Source organism: Pseudazoarcus sp. NS20 (assembly GCF_059703745.1).
The window spans coordinates 1,202,109-1,220,855 of the sequence record NZ_BAAKIY010000001.1 but is presented as its reverse complement, the minus strand read 5'-3'; the positions used below and the strand labels follow the sequence as shown (position 1 = coordinate 1,220,855).

At 60.5% G+C, this 18,747-nt stretch carries 16 protein-coding genes; 6 read left to right on the top strand and 10 right to left on the bottom strand.

The window, feature by feature from the left end:
- Positions 1–44 precede the first annotated feature (44 nt).
- On the bottom strand, positions 45–578 hold the full coding sequence (gene ampD / locus AC6H0W_RS05520; RefSeq protein WP_497576191.1) for a 1,6-anhydro-N-acetylmuramyl-L-alanine amidase AmpD: 534 nt from the start codon (positions 576–578) through the stop codon (positions 45–47).
- Between the two features lie 187 nt (positions 579–765).
- Here ampD and AC6H0W_RS05515 point away from each other — a divergent pair, with 187 nt between their 5' ends.
- From AC6H0W_RS05515 to AC6H0W_RS05505, 3 genes are read left to right on the top strand one after another with little or no spacing between them, the layout of a single operon-like run.
- Positions 766–2,478, top strand: coding sequence for an ABC transporter ATP-binding protein (locus AC6H0W_RS05515; RefSeq protein ID WP_497576132.1), 1,713 nt, complete (start codon positions 766–768; stop codon positions 2,476–2,478).
- Positions 2,475–3,491, top strand: a complete 1,017-nt coding sequence (locus AC6H0W_RS05510) for a glycosyltransferase family 52 (protein WP_497576131.1) — start codon at positions 2,475–2,477, stop codon at positions 3,489–3,491. Before AC6H0W_RS05515 ends, AC6H0W_RS05510 begins: the two co-directional genes overlap by 4 nt.
- A gap of 21 nt (positions 3,492–3,512) precedes the next feature.
- Positions 3,513–3,896: an FAD synthase family protein gene (locus AC6H0W_RS05505; protein ID WP_497576130.1), complete on the top strand. Its 384-nt coding sequence runs from the start codon at positions 3,513–3,515 to the stop codon at positions 3,894–3,896.
- Here the strand turns inward: AC6H0W_RS05505 and AC6H0W_RS05500 are convergent.
- From AC6H0W_RS05500 to AC6H0W_RS05475, 6 genes are all read right to left on the bottom strand, one after another.
- The gene (locus AC6H0W_RS05500) at positions 3,886–5,049 is read right to left on the bottom strand and encodes a CDP-glycerol glycerophosphotransferase family protein (protein ID WP_497576129.1); all 1,164 of its coding nucleotides are present in this window, start codon (positions 5,047–5,049) and stop codon (positions 3,886–3,888) included. The genes AC6H0W_RS05505 and AC6H0W_RS05500 overlap by 11 nt on opposite strands.
- Complete coding sequence (locus AC6H0W_RS05495; protein WP_497576128.1) at positions 5,046–6,140, bottom strand: UDP-N-acetylglucosamine 2-epimerase; 1,095 nt, start codon at positions 6,138–6,140, stop codon at positions 5,046–5,048. The genes AC6H0W_RS05500 and AC6H0W_RS05495 overlap by 4 nt, the downstream gene beginning before the upstream one ends.
- Positions 6,140–7,027, bottom strand: a complete 888-nt coding sequence (locus AC6H0W_RS05490; protein WP_497576127.1) for a glycosyltransferase family 2 protein — start codon at positions 7,025–7,027, stop codon at positions 6,140–6,142. The genes AC6H0W_RS05495 and AC6H0W_RS05490 overlap by 1 nt, the downstream gene beginning before the upstream one ends.
- Positions 7,002–9,017 carry a hypothetical protein gene (locus AC6H0W_RS05485; RefSeq protein WP_497576126.1) on the bottom strand — a complete coding sequence of 672 codons (2,016 nt, stop codon included), beginning with the start codon at positions 9,015–9,017 and terminating at the stop codon, positions 7,002–7,004. Before AC6H0W_RS05485 ends, AC6H0W_RS05490 begins: the two co-directional genes overlap by 26 nt.
- Complete coding sequence (locus AC6H0W_RS05480) at positions 9,014–10,951, bottom strand: tetratricopeptide repeat protein (RefSeq protein WP_497576125.1); 1,938 nt, start codon at positions 10,949–10,951, stop codon at positions 9,014–9,016. Before AC6H0W_RS05480 ends, AC6H0W_RS05485 begins: the two co-directional genes overlap by 4 nt.
- Before the next feature lie 212 nt (positions 10,952–11,163).
- Positions 11,164–11,616, bottom strand: a complete 453-nt coding sequence (locus AC6H0W_RS05475) for a pilin (RefSeq protein ID WP_497576124.1) — start codon at positions 11,614–11,616, stop codon at positions 11,164–11,166.
- 330 nt (positions 11,617–11,946) lie between these two features.
- On the opposite strand from AC6H0W_RS05475, the gene tviB reads away from it, so the two are divergent.
- Positions 11,947–13,224 (top strand): Vi polysaccharide biosynthesis UDP-N-acetylglucosamine C-6 dehydrogenase TviB, encoded by a 1,278-nt coding sequence (tviB, locus tag AC6H0W_RS05470; protein WP_497576123.1) that lies wholly within the window; start codon positions 11,947–11,949, stop codon positions 13,222–13,224.
- Between the two features lie 560 nt (positions 13,225–13,784).
- On the opposite strand, the gene AC6H0W_RS05465 is transcribed toward tviB, so the two are convergent.
- Genes AC6H0W_RS05465 through AC6H0W_RS05455 form a run of 3 tightly spaced genes read right to left on the bottom strand, consistent with a single transcriptional unit; the run spans position 13,785 to position 16,890 of the window.
- Positions 13,785–15,110, bottom strand: a complete 1,326-nt coding sequence (locus AC6H0W_RS05465) for a sigma-54-dependent transcriptional regulator (protein WP_497576122.1) — start codon at positions 15,108–15,110, stop codon at positions 13,785–13,787.
- Positions 15,107–16,663 (bottom strand): sensor histidine kinase, encoded by a 1,557-nt coding sequence (locus AC6H0W_RS05460; RefSeq protein ID WP_497576121.1) that lies wholly within the window; start codon positions 16,661–16,663, stop codon positions 15,107–15,109. Before AC6H0W_RS05460 ends, AC6H0W_RS05465 begins: the two co-directional genes overlap by 4 nt.
- Entirely contained in the window at positions 16,660–16,890 is a 231-nt protein-coding gene (locus AC6H0W_RS05455; RefSeq protein ID WP_497576120.1) for a PP0621 family protein, read from the bottom strand. The genes AC6H0W_RS05460 and AC6H0W_RS05455 overlap by 4 nt, the downstream gene beginning before the upstream one ends.
- A 125-nt stretch (positions 16,891–17,015) precedes the next feature.
- Between AC6H0W_RS05455 and mtnA the strand changes: the two genes are divergently transcribed.
- Together mtnA and AC6H0W_RS05445 are read left to right on the top strand one after the other, a co-directional pair.
- On the top strand, positions 17,016–18,089 hold the full coding sequence (gene mtnA / locus AC6H0W_RS05450) for an S-methyl-5-thioribose-1-phosphate isomerase (RefSeq protein WP_497576119.1): 1,074 nt from the start codon (positions 17,016–17,018) through the stop codon (positions 18,087–18,089).
- Positions 18,082–18,744, top strand: coding sequence for a class II aldolase/adducin family protein (locus AC6H0W_RS05445; protein ID WP_497576118.1), 663 nt, complete (start codon positions 18,082–18,084; stop codon positions 18,742–18,744). Before mtnA ends, AC6H0W_RS05445 begins: the two co-directional genes overlap by 8 nt.
- Positions 18,745–18,747 lie beyond the last annotated feature (3 nt).

The window sequence follows — 18,747 nt, the reverse complement described above, 5'->3', positions numbered from 1 at the left end:
ATTATTCCAACGAATCCGCAACTTGTCAATTTAGGGGACCAGCCCTAGTCACGCACAAGCCCGATTTGCCCCCAATCAAAGCAAGGCCCAGGGTCGGTTTTACGCCCCGGCGCAATGTCGGAATGCCCCACCACGTCACGGATCGGATACCGCGCTTTCAGCGCCAAAATCAGCTCATTCAAGCGCTCGTACTGCGCGGCTTCGAAGGGCTGTGTGTCACACCCCTCGAGCTCGATTCCGACTGAGAAATCGTTACAACGTTCCCGCCCGCGCCACGAGGAAACACCCGCGTGCCAAGCTCGATCTTCAGTCGACACAAACTGGATCAACTCGCCATCCCGCCGGATGAAGAAATGCGCCGACACCCGCAAGCCAGCAATTTGCGCATAGTACGGGTGCTCGTCGGGATTCAGGCAGTTGGTGAACAACTGCTCCACCCCTGGCCCGCCAAACTCGTCGGGAGGGAGGCTGATGTTGTGGATGACGATCAACTCGACCTCAGCCCCCGACTGACGCGCATCGAAGTTAGCAGAGGCACAGCAACGCCCGGCCTCCACCAGCCACCCAGCCGCACTCACTCTCACCACCGCACTCTCCTCACTCGAATCTTGGCAATCCGCCCGCACATTCCGCGCCAGCCAAACTGATGGCGCAATCCACCCAATCAAGCCACTTTCACACCACGACCGAGACTACAATCCAGAAAATTGGCGCCGCGGACTCACTGCAACGTCCGCCGCCACCCGCAACGAACCCGGATGTCGGATGACTGAATCGCTGACAAAACTGTGGGGCGCATTATCCCCCGCAGAGCGCCGCAAGCTGCCATGGATGCTGTTGCTCGTGGTCATGATGACCGCCGTGGAGACCCTGGGCGTACTCTCGATCATGCCCTTCCTGTCCGCCCTCGCCCGCCCGGAATTCATCCACGAGAATCAATGGCTGCAAGCCGCATATGAATACTTTGGCTTCAGCAGCACTCGCGACTTCATCGTTGGCCTGGGCGTAGCGTCGATCACCACCGTCATCACCGCTTCAGCCTTCAAGACCATCACCCTGCACACGCTGAACCGCTTCACCAACCTGACGCGGCACTCACTCAGCACCCGACTGCTCAAGAGCTATCTGAATCAGCCCTACGAATTCTTCCTGCACCACAATCCCTCCGTACTCGCAAAAAACGTATTGTCGGAGACAGATCAACTTGTGCTCGGCTTGCTGCAACCGCTCTCGCGCTTGATCGCTTACGGCATGATTGTCGTGGCCATGGCGCTACTCATCTTCATCTACGACCCAATCACAGCCCTTTGCATCGTCGCGGTTCTGGCACTGATGTACGGCGTCATCTATGGCGCAGTGCGCAAACATCTGCTGCGCATCGGGCATGAGCGTCAAACCGCCAACGCCATGCGCTATCAGGCGTGCAATGAGGCACTGGGCGGAATCAAAGAGGTGAAGGTCACACACTCTCACGACGCCTACTTAGAGAGGTTTGCGAAGCCTTCGCGCGACTTCTCCAGACACCTCGCAACCAGCGAAACGCTAAGCCAATCCCCGCTGTATCTGGTCGAGGCTGTTGGTTATTCCGGCCTCATCCTGATTGCGCTCGCGCTGCTGACACGCGGCAACGACATTGCGCAGGTATTGCCGGCGCTAGGGCTTTACGGCTTTGCCGCCTACCGGATGCTACCGGCTGCTCAGATCATGTACCGCGGTTTCGCCCAAATGCGCTCATCCACGACCGCGCTCAATTCATTACATCGTGACTTGACTCTCCCCCAACACCTCACAAACCCCGCCACGAACTCAATCCCGTTCAAAAAAGAAATCCGCTTATCAGGGGTCCGTTATGCATATCCGTCGTCGCCCCACAAGCCGGTCTTCGACAATTTCGATTTAGTCATACCCCCAGGCACTTTCATGTCGATCCACGGCGAAAGTGGGGCGGGGAAAAGCACGCTGATGGACATCCTTCTGGGGCTACTGACACCTCAAACCGGCACGCTAAGCATTGACGGGGTCAAGATCACGTCAGAAAACGTAAACTCGTGGCAGCGGAGCATCGGCTATGTTCCGCAAACCGTTTATCTTGCAGACGCATCTATAGCGGAAAACATTGCTTTCGGCATTCCAAAAAAAGATATCGACATGGATGCTGTTGAGCATGCCGCAAAAGCAGCGCAAATCCATGAGTTTATAAACAACGAACTGGATTCCAGATACAACACCAAAATCGGGGATCGAGGCATACGTCTGTCAGGCGGACAGCGCCAGAGAGTTGGCATAGCGCGAGCCCTATACAACGGTCCATCCATTATATTCATGGATGAAGCAACAAACGCTCTCGATTCGGCAACAGAGACCATCACCCTGGATGCGCTTAGGCTGCTTGATAAAGTAAGGACGATCGTGCTGATTACGCACCGCCCCTCCCCACCACCTCCATTCAAAGCCGTTAACCTTTCTATAAAAAAATGAAAGAAGATAGAGAGAGAGGTGAACTTAACGAACACCAAACCGCACCCAGCCGTTCGCGAAAGCTCTTCATCTGCGGAACCCCGCTCCAGTCTTTATTGATACAGCGAATCATAGAAACAGAGGGCATAGAAAAAAAAGATTGCCACCTTTTTTTCTACACGTACAACAGCAACCCTAAATACGAAAGGGCTTTTAGAAAAATATCACACCTTTTCGAAGGAACTCACTACCATTGCTGCGACAACACCTTTCCAAAACTTGCAATCCAAGCAAAGAAAATATTTTCAGGCGTCGACTATCAAGAAGTCTACTTTGCCTCCGCAATCAGCAATTTTGTATTTATAGCCCTCAGCAAAAAAGGCGGTGTAAAAATAACAACTTTTGATGACGGAACCGCAAATATTTCTTCAACCAGCCTCTACGCGTCAACTTACGGATTAAGCATAAAAAAAGCGCTTGGATTAGCGCTATTTGGAAATAGATACAGCCTTAAAAGAATACGCAAGGAATCCCGGCTTCACTACACTCTCTACCCTGACGCCAAAAACAACATATCGCAGAGAACCACGCCCATATCGATCATCAGCCCGGTGTTAGATCCGAGCACAGACCGCTCTTGCTCCCTCATTCTTGGGACCGTATTTGAAAGCTCAGTGCCATCGAGACCTGCTTCAGAAGTACTGACAAGCATCAATAGATTCGCTCAGCAACTTCAAGGAGAGGTCTTCTTTCTGCCGCACCCACGCGCACGAGTGCGGGAAGAATTCGGGGTGAAGATGATCGATACCGACATGATTGCTGAAGAGGTCGTAGTCGACTTGTGCAGCAAGTACAAGAGCATCGACTTATACGGATTTTGCAGTTCCGCCCAGTTGAATCTCGGAACGAGCAACCGTATTCGGAATCACCTTCTTACCACCAAAGGTCTCGTAACCAGCTTAAAGCAGATGCAAGACACGCTCATCGCCGCCGGTGTCACAGCGCATGGCACGATTGATCTGGATACCTTCTAACCAGAGGCCCTCCTCCCCTCTATGCATAAGATCGTTTTAACCTTTGACGTTTTTCATGTCGGGCATCTGAATTTGCTCGAACGGGCCGCTTCGCTTGGAAGCACCCTGATCGTCGGAGTCTCTACCGATGCTCTGAATTTTTCCAAGAAGGGCCGGGCACCCGTCTTTCCGCAAGAGGAGCGGTTGTGCATCGTGCAATCGCTAAGGTGCGTGAGCGAAGCGTTTTACGAAGAGTCACTTGAGCGGAAACGCGAGTACCTGAAGCACTACAAAGCGGACGTTCTTGCCATGGGCGACGACTGGAAGGGGCGCTTCGATGAGTTCTCGGATATCTGCCAAGTGGTGTACTTCGAACGTACACCCGCAGTATCAACAACAGCGGTGATTGAAAAGATCAGGCTGTAGGCAGCTTCTTGATCAGCCGCTCAGCGCACCGCTGCGCAGAAAGCCCGTCGGCATAGCCTTCATAAACGGCCTCTTTTGCGGCTTTCAACTGAGGCAAAAGCTCGGCGTGAACGTGCTCTGGCGAGCCCAGCACACGGTCGAGGTGAACAACAAGCTCAGCCAGTGACGGCACGACGGGCCCGAACCTGTACTCGGGCCCGAGAGAGAACCCCTTGACGAAAGGAGCAGGCACATCGAGGAATATGGTGGGCCGCTCGAGCACAAGATAATCGAACGCAATTGACGACCAGTCGCACACCAGCACATCGGCCGCCAACAGCACAGCTTCGGTATCCGGGAAAAGCGACTGGGGCACGGACAAGACATTCGGCCAACCATCCCCCACAACGCCACTGTTGAGGTGCGCACGCATGAGCACAGTGCCACCATGGCGTGCTGCAACCTCTGAGATGGCCTGCAAAAACCCTGCTTCTGAACATCCGAACGGATACAGGCTACGCCCTTGATCGTCTTGCACCCATGTGGGGGCAAACAAGACGAGTGGGCCAGTTGAGGGGGCGCCGATCTTCCGGCGGATATCGATGACACTCTCGGCAGGGCAAGCCAAGCGGTCCGTGCGTGCGTACCCAGTGACGGCTACGCGGGCGGGTTCGAAGCCGAACTTGCTTGCATACAAGTCCGCCAGCAGAGGCGAAGCCACCCAGACCTCTTCGTACTGCCGCTGGACTCTGAAATCCTCCGCATCAAAGCCCTTGAAAGGGATGCCGTGCCAGACATCAAAAAACCGGATATCCGTGAAACGCAGCAAAGGCTCCATCACGTGCAGACCGTGGTCGGTGATTATCGCGGCCGAACGAGCAAGTAACAGCGACGCAGCCGGCCCCACCGCGCTCACCACATTGACGCCCCGCCTTCTCAACTGCGCCACATGTGCGGGGTCTAGCGACAGATACGTGACACGCCCGTTCAAGCCCTGCGAGCTATTTAGCTGAGAGTAAAGCGCTTTCAGGTTGCCACTGAACTTGTGGCCGTAAAGCACGATGTCGTGGCTGCGCTTTGTAGGCAGACGTCGCAGCAGTAGCGCGCAGAGCACATTCAGTGAAAACGCGGCAAGGTAAAGCCAATGAACGGGGTTGCTGCGGTTAACTTTCATTGCACTACGTTGGCGGAGTGAGTTTTGCAGTAGTTCGCAATCACCTGCGATGGGTGACGGCCAGCCAACTCTGAGTCCGCGCGCAGGCCGGCATAACCACGGACAAATCCATCAATCAGATCACCACGATATTCACTCAACACACAATTGCGCCCCACCCCTTCCGCTCGCTCAGTGGCTTTACGCAGCAGCAAAATTGGCTTCCCCAAATAACTACACTCTTCCTGGTTGCTTCCGCCGTCACTGACAACGAACTCCGCTGGCTGAAGCAACCGGACGAACCGGAAATAGTCGTAGCGCTGGCGCAACTGAATACGCTGATTGTCTGCGAGACGTGAGAAGAGTCCGAAGCGCCGCAGGGCCTTCTCGGTCGGCTTGTGAAGAATGAACAACAAGGGCATCGCCCCTGCGATCCGCTCGACTATTTCAACAATGCGCAGCGTCGCTTTATGGGTGCTGAAGTTCTCGAATCGATGCAAGGTCACGATTGCATAGGCTGACTGCGGGACATCGAGATCAAGCGGCGGTGACACAGCGAGGGCACACCGCAAGGCGTCCAAGAGGGTATTCCCCCCCGTCTCCACCTTGTCGCCACGATATCGGGATACGTTTTGCAGAGCGATCTTGTCCGGGCAGAAATACACATTCGTCAGCTGGAATGTGAGCAAGCGAGTCAGTTCTTCCGGGAACGGATGAAATAGTCTGAACGAGCGCAAGCCAGATTCCACATGCCCCACCTGAAGGCCGGCTAAACGCGCCATCAAAGCACCGAGGAAGGTCGAGAACGTATCTCCGTGAACAAGCACCAAGCCCGGCCCGTTACGATCAAATACCGTGCTTTGATCTTTCAGGCATTGCCAAAGTATGCGTATGCTCCATCGCGCCATTGCGGCAATCGATGTGATGTCGGGGCCGTCGTATAAGACATGATCCGGCCTCCGCAAAACGAAGTTATCGAGAATGTCCTGCGTAGTGTCACGGTGCTGGCCGGTCCAAATGAAACGATATGGCACGCTGTTCTGCTCAAGTGCCGCCATGACCGGAGCCATCTTTATGAGTTGAGCTTTCGTCCCAATGACAATGTGGATCATTAGCCGCGCTTGTCACCGGAATCTTTGTACATCAACGCCGTAATCTGCTCTGACACCAAACCGATCATGAAGACAATCACGCTGGTCGTGAACATCAACGCGCTCATGTTGGTAAAACGGCCTTGAGCCACGAGCGTGACGGCGTACCAAAGTAACCCCAAAGCAAAGAAGCCCATTGCGGCGGGAGCAAACAGCTTGAGCGGAGAATACAAAGTACCCACCTTAAAGATGATCAGCAGAAAGCGGATTCCATCTTTCACGATACGCAAATGGCTCTGCCCGATACGACGAGCGGCGTGGATGGGCTCATAGGCCACCGCGTACCCAGCACGAAAGAACGCCATGGTGCAGGTGGTCGGGTATGAGAAACCGTTTGGAAGCAGATAAAGAAACTCTCGAAACTTGTCCGCTCGCACCGCACGGAAACCCGAGGTCAGGTCTTCGACTCGCTGGTTGGTCATGTAACTCGCCAGATGATTGTAGAAACCATTCCCCAGCCCTCGACTCAAGCTGGCCTGCGAGCCCCTCTGCCGCGCCCCGACCACCATGTCGAAGCCGCCAGCCAAACGCGCCAGCATTCGCGAGATATCGGCCGGGTCGTGCTGGCCGTCTGCATCCATGAACACCAGCACACTGCCCGAAGCCTGCCGGGCACCCGTCTTGATGGCCGCGCCGTTGCCCATTGAATAGGGGTGAGAAACCACGCTCGCACCGCCACCTCGGGCCACTGCGGCAGTGGAGTCGGTCGAGCCGTCATCCACTACGATGATCTCCGCATCCGGCAACTGTTCACGAATACCTGCGACCACAGCACCGATGCTGGCCGCTTCATTCTTGGCGGGCAGCACCACGCTGATCGACTCATTGACTTGGGGATGTACGCTCATGCTCTCCGTCCGCAGCCGGGCTGCTCATGCTTTCAATAATCCGGGCACGCAGGTGCTCGCGCTCGCGCTGATAGTACTCTGCCTGTTTGACATAGTGACGCCGGGCGCTGGTCACTGACCATCCACCGCCCCGCGGCTGCATATCGACATGATCGTCGAGCAGTGCCAGCGCCTCTTCGTAACCCCCATGACTTGCCAGCAGCGCCGCATTGCGCAAGCGCACACCTTCATCCGTATTGCCGCGCAAGCCCTGCGCAAAACGTTGAGAAGCCGGCCCTACCTGACCCTGCATGAGGTGCGCGATGCCTGCGCGCTGGTTAAGCAGAACATGCAGCGCACCGGGGGCGGTCGCACTGCGCTCGATTCGCTCGATCAACGCCAGCGTGGGCTTGGGCCCGGTGTGCCCGTCACACGGAAGCTGAAGCATCAGATCAAGAAAACGCGTGATGTGCTCCCGGCTGACGGCATTCACAGCCGGCAGCGAGACCACGCGCTGCTCTACGCGGGCAATCGAGGCTGCGGGGTCGCGCACTTGCCGACAATCCAGCGAAACTTGCGTCATCAGCCATGGCAGCTCATTCGGAGCCAAGGCAATGGCCCGCTGATTGAGGCGGTCGGCCTCTGCAAGGTTGCCGGTCTCGCCCCAACGTGAAGCCAGATAATGTTGGGCCCGGGGCGAGTCAGGCACGCTTCGCGCCCACGCCAACGCCTGCTGAAAAGGCTTGCCCCACAGGTCTGCGCGCATGCAGGTCAGGGCCGCCAAAGCGATCAGCAAGCCTATGGCAACACCAGCCCGCGGCGTCATGGCGCGACCTGGCCGGGTCTGCAGATCGGCAACGGGAAGGAAGAGCAGTGCTGCAGGCAAGTAATTGCGATGCTCGAAATACAGCTCAAGGTTCATGAACGTCGACTCGAGCACATGCCCTGCAAGAAAAAACAGCCACGCCAGAGCGGCAAGTGGCGCACGAGCCCGAAACACCCAAGCCAACACTCCCCCGCCCACAAGCACAGCCCATGCAAGACCTGCGAGAATGATCTCGCCGGAGGACGACGGCGTATGCAGGTGGTCGTTGAAGAGGTTGCCCGGCGCCGGGCGTGGCAACAGCAAATGCCCCAGGTAATCCCAAAGAATCAGGCTCTGACCAAGCAGACGCTCGCCGGGTGTGAAACTACGTGCACCAGGGTTACCGGCAAACAGGGCCGGCAGGGTCTGCGCCATGTATAGCAACAGCAGCACCGTAGGCACACCGAGCAATAGCACGCGCCACCACCACCACGCCCGAGCCGGGGCGATGCCGCTATGCGCTTGGCGTGCGGCCAGCACAGTGGCCTCAAGCGCGAGGGCGAGCAAAGGCAACAAAGCGCCGTTCTCTTTGGACAATACTGCCAGCAAACCACACAGGCCGATGCCCACCGCGCTCTGCAACACTGCCGAGACACTCAAGGCGCGGGGATGATTTAGGCGGCTCCGCAAATACAACCACAACCCGAGCAACACGAACAGCGTAGAGAGCTGCGCCATCCGCTGCACGGCATATAGCGTGGTAGACACCCAGAACGGGTGCAACAGCCACAACGCCGTAGCAAGCAACACAAAGCGTACCGCCCGGGACGACTCGAAATCGAGCGCGCGTGCAATTTGCCGAGTCAGTAGATACAGTGCCAGCCCCACCAGGAGATGCACGATCACATTGGTGTGCTTGAACGACCACGGGTCTGCCGGCCAATCTCGAGCGTCTATCAGAAAAGACAGCGTCGCAAGGGGCCGCCCCGTGGGGCCGGAGAAGCCCGACAACAGATACAGCCAGAGTGCTTCCAGGTTATCGATGCGGCCGTAATAGCCGAGCACTTCCAGATTGCTGAAATCATCAAACAGGAATGCGCCGGAAAGGCCAGGCCAGTACGCCACATATGCCACTACCAGCAAGAGGCACAGCGAAGCGCCAGCCGTGCCCCGCGGCTGCCCGCTCAGGCAAGCGCGTATAGTCACAGCCCCCTCCGCTGTTGCTGCGTAGCGGTACGCGCCAAGCGCTGCTCAATCTCGGCAATGGCGCCACTCCACCGGCCGAAGCTGTTGAGCTCACGCAGACGCTCAAGGCTTTGCTCCGCCTCAGCGTACTGCCCGACTGCAAGCTGATAGTGAATCAGCTCGTTCCAACGAATAGCCGCCCCAGGAGACAAGGTCACAGAGCGCTGCAGCCACACCCCGGCCTGCTCTGCGTCGCCTGCAACATTGAACAGATAGCGCCCATAGAGCGCCATGAGTTGTGACCGCCTGGGATGGTGCTCTTGCGCCTCTCTCAACAGAGCGCCCAACTCTGCCGGATCAAGGCGAATCACGCCTGTGAGGTGAGCCTCAAGCAAGCGCCGCAAAGCACTTAGATCTTGGGCGACCAGTGGCTGGGTGCGAACATGCTCCCGCATGCGAGCCCACCCCTCCGCGGGCACGGGCAGGCCATGGCGGCCGTGTTCGAACAACAGTGCCTGCCAAGGCGTCAGGGTGCTGCATGGAAGGTTTGCGGCGTACTCAAAGCGCTGCATGGCCTCCTGAAACTGCGGCGAATCGGGGCCAGGAGAGATGACTGCAAGCATCAGCCCCAACGAGTGCTGGGCCCTCGGGGATTCGCTCTGACGCGTCGCCTCGAAATACGCTTGTCGCAGTGGATCAGACCACTCTCCCACACGCAGAAAACAAACAAAGGCATAAAAGGCGATCAGCACCACCACGCCAAGCACGCGCACGCCGGCCAGTTCGCCATCGGGTCGGCCTCTGAGCACAAGCGCGAATACGGCTAGAAGAATGCCAGCAGAGGGAAGATAGTTGCGATGTTCGAATACCAGCTCGAGCGGGAAAACCGACGAAACCAGCAAATGCATGATGAAGAACCACAGCACGCCAAAACTCACCACCGGCGCACGATGGCGCAGCCATACGGCACCGGTCACCAGCCCAACCAGCCCGAGCACGGCCGGCAAGGTAGTCCATGGTGAGAGCAAACCTTTGGCTACGGGAAACGCATCGTGATAGAACGACAGCCCGCCAGGCATTGGCAGCACAATCCACCCTAGGTAGTGCCACAGCGCGTGCGCCTGCGTCCACAACCGCTCTTCAAGCCCGAACGGCCGGCTGGCATATGCCGCGCCTGACAAAATTCCGGGCATATAAAGCACTGCCCCCACTACAGCGGGCAGAGCCAGTATCAGCGCGTATAAACCGAGTAATTGATGGCGCGTCGCACGCTGCGCCCCGAAACCAAACACCAGCCACTCGATGAGCAAGGCGTGCACGGGCAGCATGACCGCCGTCTCTTTGGCCAGCCCACCGCACAACAGCCCACCAAGCAGGCCACCGAGCAGCCAGCCCCACCCGCGAGCCTCACGCCCAGCCTCAATGTGCCGCCGGCCATGCACATACCCCAACAAGCCCGCCAGCATGAATAAAGTGGCAAAGCTCTCCATGCGCTGCACCACGTACAACACGGAGGTGAGGTTGACGGGCGCAAAAGCCCAAGCCGCAACCACCAGCAGCGCCAGCGTTTGCGGCGGCACAATCCACTGCGCAACTGTCGGGCGCCGCTGCTGGAAAAGCATCAGCACCACCCGCAGCAAGGCGAACAGCAACGCTACGTTGACGATGTGAATCAACACATTCGTCAATTTCATGAAAAAGGGGTCAAGGCCAAAAAGATACCGCTCAACGGCAAAGCTGAGCATGCTCAACGGACGAGAGAGCGGGCCGGAGCCGCTAGCAAAGGCAGCCTGGAGCAATTCACCAAAAGCAAAATGCTGGATTTGCAGCCCATCGTTGTGAACGATGTTGGGGAAATCATCGAACACATAGCCGCCTGACAACCCTCGCCAGTACAACAGGATCGTCAAGACGGCCAGCAGGCCGAGAAGATACAGGAAACGAGGAGCAGCCATGTCAGCGCGCAAGATAACCGACAAACGCAATCAAACTGCAGATGATGTGCGGCGGCTCCCGCTCTCCGTAGACGAATAAAGAGGGCAAAGAAGCTTACAGCAACGTAGCACAGGCACCATCAGCCACCAGAGGCGAGCCCCTCTCGCATGCTGCATCTCAATAAAAAACACCCCGCAATGCGGGGTGTTTTGCAACAAGCCAACAACTTGAATCAGTTCGTACGGCAGCTGCTCGGCAAATACTTATTCGGCATCGTCGACGGGTCGCCGGCCTTGCAGGTCCAAGCCATCGAACCAGCCGAGGTGATAGCCGAAAACTCCAGCGTGGCAGAGCGAATATTGGCGTTTGCACGGGTAGTATTGAAAGCAACGCTGATGACACCGGGCTCAGTTCCAGCATCGACGCCAGACACATAGGAGCCGGTGATTGCTGCCGGAGCCTCGAGGCCATAAGAAGCATTGTCGCTCGCGAATTGGCCACGATCATTGTAGTACTCGGCCATCGCAGTGCGCGCACCAGAGGCCAGGGACATACCTTCCGAAACCTGGGCACGGATTGTGTAGTCCTGATATGCCGGCAGCGCAACGGCAGCGAGGATGCCGATGATCGCAACGACGATCATCAGTTCGATCAGGGTAAAACCTTTTTGAACAGCCTTCTTCATGAGAACACTCCTTGTGAATCAGTCGCGGATGACCCGGCTGAACGTTCTCAAGCAATACTTATGCCATTGAAAGCCCGCCTGCAGTGCGAGAGCATCATCCGTCGCAAGTCACGCAAACACAAGTCATTGCCAAATATTTCCGGGAAATGTCTTCCGCATGCAACAGGCCGCTTACAGCGGCATGTCAACTACTGACAATTTTACAGCCGTAAATTGTCACATCAGTACATTTCACAGCACCTATGCGCACCACATTGCCAGCGTCATGTACGTTGAAAGTGCCTCTATACTGCGTGCTCGCCCAACCCACCGCCTCTGACGTTACTCTGCATGCCCACACCAACTCCCCCTTGCATTGCCGTCATTGGCCTCGGCTACGTCGGGCTGCCGCTGGCCGTGGAGTTTGCGCGCCACGCCAATGTGGTTGGCTTCGACATTTCACGGCAGCGCATTGAGCGGCTGCAAGGCGGCCGGGACGACACGTGCGAAGTTTCGGATGTAGATTTGCACGCCGCTGACCGCCTGCAGTTCTCGCACGACGCGGCGGCCCTGGCTGCGTGCACCACCTTCATCGTTACCGTCCCCACCCCCATCGACGCGCACAAGCGGCCGGACCTGGGCCCGCTGCTTGCGGCATGCGAGACGGTGGGCGGTGTATTGAAGCGTGGCGATTTGGTGGTATTTGAATCGACGGTGTATCCCGGCGCCACCGAGGAGGCCTGCGTGCCCATTCTGGAGGCGCGCTCGGGCTTGCACATGAATGCCGACTTCGATGTGGGTTACAGCCCCGAGCGGGTGAACCCCGGTGATCGGGCGCACCGCATATCGGGCATTCGCAAAGTGACGTCCGGCTCGTCGGACGCTGCTGCGGAGCGGGTGGACGCGCTGTACGCGCGCATCATCACCGCGGGCACCTACAAGGCCGAGAGCATTCGCGTGGCTGAGGCGGCAAAGGTCATCGAGAATACACAGCGCGACTTGAACATTGCGCTGATCAACGAGCTGGCCATCATCTTCAACCGCATGGGCATCGACACCCAGGCGGTGCTTGAAGCGGCGGGCACCAAGTGGAATTTTCTGCCTTTCCGGCCTGGGTTGGTGGGTGGTCACTGCATTGGCGTCGACCCGTACTACCTCACCCATAAGGCGCAAGCGATTGGCTATCACCCGGAGATCATCCTGGCCGGGCGGCGCCTGAACGACGGCATGGGGGCCTATGTGGCTTCGCAACTGGTCAAGGCGATGATCCGCCGCCGCATCGAGGTGGATGGGGCTCGCGTGCTGGTGATGGGCCTCACCTTCAAAGAGAACTGCCCCGACCTGCGTAACACGCGAGTGGTGGACATCGTGCGTGAGCTGGCGGACTACGGCATTTGTGCCGATGTGCACGACCCACTCGCTGCACCGGACGATGCGCGACGCGAGTATGGATTGGAACTGGTGACCGAGCCTGCCGCGGGCAGCTACGACGGGATTGTGCTGGCCGTGGCGCACGACGCCTTTCGCGCGCTGGGGGCGAAGCAGATTCGTGCGCTGGGCAAGCCGGAGCACGTGCTGTATGACCTGAAGTACATCCTCGCGCGAGGCGAATCGGATTTGCGGCTGTAGGCTGGCGCTCAAACGCCAGACCTGAATCGCCTGACCGGAAACAGCACCGTCACAGGTCTTACCCCTCGCCTGCCGTTGCGAGGGCCGCGGCCGCTGGGGCACTTCACAGCCAGCTCAGATTGTAAAGGCCGCAGATTGCCGCGCTTCGCTTGCAATGACAGGCAAGGGAGCCGCGGAGGGACGTGAGGACGTGCCGTCATTACTGTCATTGCGAGGAGCGTAGCGACGCGGCAATCTGGCAGCGCTTGCCGGCTGCGGAGACTCGCCGGAGACGACATGGCGTTTCAGGCGCCTCCCTCGTGCGGGTCGCTCACTGCGCAACGACCCCGCCACGGCAGTGCACGAACGGGCTTGCCGCGAGACGTGAGGAGCGTGCCTGCGATGACGCTGGCGTCGCATTTCGCTGCGCTCAACACGACCTACTTCACCGTCACCGCTGCAGGCCTAGCCCGACCGCATGTCGTGTGGGGCCGAAGGCGAATTACGGCCTGCGGCGGCTGGGGCCTGCAGCGGTGACATTCCGCGTTGCTCCACGCACTTTGCCCCTTGAATATCCGGCCTTACTCCAGCCCCCACTTCTGCAGGCGGTAGCGCAGTTGGCGCAAGGTCATGCCCAGGCGGCGTGCAGCCTCGCTGCGGTTCCACCGTGTTTCGTCGAGGGTGCGGAGGATGCGCTCGCGCTCGAGCGGGTCGTCGCACGGGGCGGAGGGATCTGCTGTCGGAAGAAAGCTGGGCGGAGCGTCCGGAGTGAGGTCCTCGGGCAGGATGTGCTCGCCGTCACACAGGGCGCAGGCGCGTTCGAGCAGGTTTTCGAGTTCGCGCACGTTACCGGGGAAGGCGTAACTTTTGAGGAAGGTCAGCGCCTCGGGGGCCAGAGCACGTACCGGGCCGCCATCACGCGCGGCAAGGCGCTGCAGGATGTGGGATGTGAGTGCTTCGATGTCTTCCGGGCGTTCGCGCAGCGGCGGCACGTGCAGCGCGATGACATCGATGCGGTAAAAAAGGTCTTGCCGGAAGCGGCCTTCGGCCACCAGCGCGGCAAGGTCGCGGTGCGAGGCGGAGAGGATGCGTACATCCACCGCCTCTTCGGCATGCGCGCCCACCGGGCGCACGGCGCGCTCTTGAATGGCACGCAGCAGCTTGACCTGCATGGCCAGCGGCAGCTCGGCCACTTCATCTAGAAACAGCGTGCCGCCCTGCGCAGCGCGGAACAGGCCCGGCTTGTCGGACGTGGCGCCGCTGAAGCTGCCACGCACATGCCCGAAAAATTCGCTCTCCATCAGTTCAGGAGGAATCGCGCCGCAGTTGACGGGCACAAACGGCCCTTTGGCACGCGGCCCCTGGCCGTGGATCATGCGCGCGATGACCTCCTTGCCGGTGCCGGATTCGCCGCGGATGAACACCGGCGCCTGACTGCGCGCAAGACGCTCCACCTGGCCACGCAGATGCTCGATGGCGGGCGAACGGCCGATCAGGCGGCGCTCGTTGTCGAGGGGGGCCGGCGCTTCGTCGAGGCGCAAGGCGTGCTGCACCAGCGCACGCAGGTCTTGCAGCTCGACCGGCTTGGTGACGAAATCGAAGGCGCCGAGCTTGAGCGCGCGGATGGCAGTATCGACGCTGCCGAATGCCGAGATGACGGCCACCGGCAGGCCGGCGTGATGCTGCTGGATGCGCGCGACGACGTCGAGCCCGTCACCGTCGGGCAAACGCATGTCGGTTAGGCACAGGCGGTAGCGGCCAGCCTCGAGGCGCTGCATGGCTTCGCCGACATTGGCGGCGGTGTCGCAACTCAGGCCCATGCGCAGCAACGACAGCTCGATCAGCTCGCGAATGTCGTCCTCGTCATCGACGACGAGAACATCGGCACGGCACGCAGCGGTGCTCATGGGTGACTCCTTCCACTCAGCACAAAATGGGCACCGGGGCCGTCAGGGGCGATTTCCAGACTCGCGCCGTTGGCTTCGGCCAGCTCACGGGCGATGTACAGCCCCAAGCCGGTGCCTTTCGGGTCGGTAGTGTAAAACGGCTCGAAGACGCCGCTGTGACGCGAGGGCTCGACGCCAGGCCCATCGTCGCGCACATGCAACGCCACCTGCCCCGACGGCTGGGCCACGGCCTGCACCCGAATGGCCCCCGGCGCGGCCGAGCAGTAACGCCGGGCGTTGGTCAGCAGGTTGACGACGATCTGATGGAAATGCGCGCGGTCGATGTACAGCGTGACGCCGGCCGGCACCTCCAGTGCGTAGATCGCGTGCTCGGCCCCGCCCGCCAGCGCCAGCTCTTCGACGATGCCGGCGAGCGCCGGCGCCAATACCAGCGCCTCGCGCACGACCTCATCACGCCGCCCCAGCGCCAGCACGTCGCGCACCATGCGATCGATACGGCGGGAGTTGTCGCGGATGATGCGCACCAGGCGCGCCTGCACTTCGGCGCGCTTTTCTTCGCCAATGAGGTCGGCGGCCTGCGTCACCGCGGTGAGCGGGTTGCGGATCTCGTGCGCCATGCTGGCGGTGAGCCGGCCCAGCGCGGCGAGCTTTTGCTGCTGGATCTGCTTTTGCACCTCGTCGAGGTCGGTGAGGTACACCACCACGTCACCGGCCGCCCCCTCGGCAAGGTTGGCGCGCACGGCACGACAGCGCACGTACTTGCCGGAGCGCTCCAGACGCACTTGAAAGCTGTCGGCCCCACCTCCCATGCGGCAGGCCGAAACCAGCATCGCCAACTCGGGCATGTAGCCTCCGGGCCGCGCGTCGTCACCAAGCAGCGCGGCGGCGGTGGGGTTGAGCTGCCGCACGCGCCCATCGCCATCGAACACCAGCACGCCGTCGGGCATGTCTTCGATGATGCGCTCGTTGATGGCTTGCTGACGGTCGAGTGCCTCACCGCGTTCTTCGGCCAAGGTTTCCTGCGTACGTGCGCGCAGCGCAAGCCAGCGTGCGGTGACGGCGATGGCAAAGAAGGCCATGCACACCACGCCGATGCGCACCCAGTCGAAGGCGTTGGCAGTGGTCAGATAGCGCCAGCCGTTTTCACCCAATACCGCTAGGGTGGCGAGCGCGGCATAGAACATGGGCAAACGCCCTTCGACCAGCACGCCGACGGCCGCCAGATACACCATCATCAGCACCGCCACGCCGCTGACCTGACCACCGCTGACACCGAGCACGACAGTGAGTGCGGCGATATCCACCACGAACTGGAGTCGCAGCAAGGCGCCGACGCCCAGCAAGCGGGCAGCCAGCGGAAAGCCGGACAAAAAGGCGAAGACGGCATACGCCGAGGCCGTCAGCACGAAGATGTCGGGGTGTTCGCCGCCCAGGCCAAGCTGATTGCCGGCCACCACCAGCAAGCCGGCAACAATCAGACGGAAGACGTTGAAGATGCGGCGCGGCGCGGCGCGCAGCGCGTCGTTATTGGCCGCAGACGCGGGAGCGGTCATTGCCGGCTGTTGCCGAGCCGCCGGTGCTCGTCGCAGCAGAAAAAGCCTGCCTCGCTGCGCACACCCTCTCCCTCGGGGATATGCACGCCACAGTGATCGCAGGCCAGCATGCGTTCGGGGGCGGCCTTTTTGCGGGCCGGCTTCGGCCGCCGGGAGCGGCGCTCGAGAGCACGACTGGCCCACCAGCCAATCACCAGCACAAGAATCAGAATCAGCAACAGGCGCACGACTGAATTACCCGAAATGAAGGCGGAATCGAGTTTAGCACGCAGCCTGCAGCGTGTTTTGCGCGGCGCTGACGACACCCGGCCCGCATGCGATGCGCGCGTGGCGCGGCGTTAGAATCTCGCCCATGCCATTCAGCCAGCCCATACCCACCCTGGAGCGCGACGGCGACGCCGTGATCGCCCTCGATCAGACGCGCTTGCCTCACGCCGTTTCGCGCGTGCGCATCGAGACACTCGAAGAAGCCGCGCACGCCATCGCCCACATGCAGGTGCGCGGTGCACCGCTGATCGGTGTTACGGCGGCCTACGGCATCGCCCTTGCCCTGCGCCAGCGCACCGACGATGCGCACCTCGAATACGCCTGCGGGGTTCTGGGCGCCGCCCGGCCCACGGCAGTGAACCTGCACTGGGCCATCGAGCGCATGCGCGCGCATCTGCAGCCAATAGCCCCGGCACAGCGGCTGGCGGCGGCATGGCAAGCGGCCGAGGCCATTCAGCAGCACGACCATGACACCTGCGCGGCGATTGGCCGACACGGCGCTGCGCTGCTCGCGCGCATTGCGGCGCAGCGCAGCGGCCCGGTGCGCGTGATGACCCACTGCAACGCCGGCTGGCTGGCCACCTGTGGCGCGGGCACGGCACTGGCACCGGTTTTCGAAGCCCATGCCCAAGGCGTGGACATGCATGTATGGGTCAGCGAGACCCGGCCACGCAACCAAGGCCTGCTCACAGAGTGGGAGCTTCGCCAGGCCGGCGTGCCGCACACGCTGGTGGTCGACAACGCGGCGGGTATCTTGCTGGCGCGCGGCGAGGTGGACGTGGTGATCACCGGCGCCGACCGCGTGGCGGCCAACGGCGACGCGGCCAACAAAGTGGGCACCTATCTCAAGGCCTTGGCCGCGCGCGACAACCGGGTGCCGTTCTGGATCGCTGCGCCGTACTCCACCGTGGAATTCGCCGCTGGGGACGGGGCCGCGATTCCCATCGAAGAGCGCAGCGTGGAGGAGGTGCGCTGCATTTCGGGCGTGGATGCAGAGGGAAAGGCTGTGCAGGTGCGCCTGGCCCCGCTTGAGGTTGCCGCCGCCAATCTGGCTTTCGACGTGACCCCGGCTCGCCTGATCGACGCGCTCATCACCGAAACCGGCGTATGGCGCCCGAGCGAACTTGCCGCCAACCGCCCCGGAGGCGCTCATGCTTGAGAACACCGCGCCGCCGGATGCACTGCGCGCCCACCTGCTTGAGGCCGCGCGCGGCATGACCGCGGCCGGGCTGAACGTCGGCACCTCGGGCAACGCCAGCGTGCGTTGCCCGGGCGGCATGCTGATCACCCCGACCGGGCTCAAGGCCGAGCAATGCACGCCCGAAGACATGGTTTTCGTCGATGAGCAGGGCGCAGCGCACGGCGCGCGGGCGCCGTCGTCGGAGTGGCCCATGCATCTGGACGTCTATGCCCACCGCCCCGAGGCCGGTGCGGTACTGCACGCGCACTCGCCGTTTGCCACGGCACTGGCCTGTCAGCGGCTGGAAATCCCGCCCTTCCATTACATGATTGCGCGTTTTGGCGGCAGCAGCGTGCGCTGCGCCGCTTACGCCACCTTCGGCACGCAAGCACTCTCCGACGCCGTGCAGACGGCGCTGCAGGGGCGCACCGCATGCCTGCTGGCCAACCACGGCATGCTGGCCTTCGGGCGCGACCCGACGCATGCGCTGGACATCGCGATAGAGCTTGAAACGCTGTGCGAACAGTACTGGCGCGTGCTGCAATTGGGCGCTCCGGTGTTGCTGGGCGATGCGGAGATGGCCGATGTGATTGAGCGCTTCGCGGACTACGGGCAGCCGAAAAGCACGCTCTGACGT

Bases quoted from the DNA above. Each gene is read 5' to 3' on its own strand.
- mtnA (WP_497576119.1), top strand. From the start codon at position 17,016: ATGCCATTCAGCCAGCCCATACCCACCCTGGAGCGCGACGGCGACGCC.
- AC6H0W_RS05495 (WP_497576128.1), bottom strand. From the start codon at position 6,140: ATGATCCACATTGTCATTGGGACGAAAGCTCAACTCATAAAGATGGCT.
- AC6H0W_RS05445 (WP_497576118.1), top strand. From the start codon at position 18,082: ATGCTTGAGAACACCGCGCCGCCGGATGCACTGCGCGCCCACCTGCTT.
- AC6H0W_RS05480 (WP_497576125.1), bottom strand. From the start codon at position 10,951: ATGGCTGCTCCTCGTTTCCTGTATCTTCTCGGCCTGCTGGCCGTCTTG.
- AC6H0W_RS05500 (WP_497576129.1), bottom strand. From the start codon at position 5,049: ATGAAAGTTAACCGCAGCAACCCCGTTCATTGGCTTTACCTTGCCGCG.
- AC6H0W_RS05510 (WP_497576131.1), top strand. From the start codon at position 2,475: ATGAAAGAAGATAGAGAGAGAGGTGAACTTAACGAACACCAAACCGCA.
- AC6H0W_RS05460 (WP_497576121.1), bottom strand. From the start codon at position 16,663: ATGACCGCTCCCGCGTCTGCGGCCAATAACGACGCGCTGCGCGCCGCG.
- AC6H0W_RS05505 (WP_497576130.1), top strand. From the start codon at position 3,513: ATGCATAAGATCGTTTTAACCTTTGACGTTTTTCATGTCGGGCATCTG.
- AC6H0W_RS05490 (WP_497576127.1), bottom strand. From the start codon at position 7,027: ATGAGCGTACATCCCCAAGTCAATGAGTCGATCAGCGTGGTGCTGCCC.
- tviB (WP_497576123.1), top strand. From the start codon at position 11,947: ATGCCCACACCAACTCCCCCTTGCATTGCCGTCATTGGCCTCGGCTAC.
- AC6H0W_RS05465 (WP_497576122.1), bottom strand. From the start codon at position 15,110: ATGAGCACCGCTGCGTGCCGTGCCGATGTTCTCGTCGTCGATGACGAG.
- AC6H0W_RS05515 (WP_497576132.1), top strand. From the start codon at position 766: ATGACTGAATCGCTGACAAAACTGTGGGGCGCATTATCCCCCGCAGAG.
- AC6H0W_RS05475 (WP_497576124.1), bottom strand. From the start codon at position 11,616: ATGAAGAAGGCTGTTCAAAAAGGTTTTACCCTGATCGAACTGATGATC.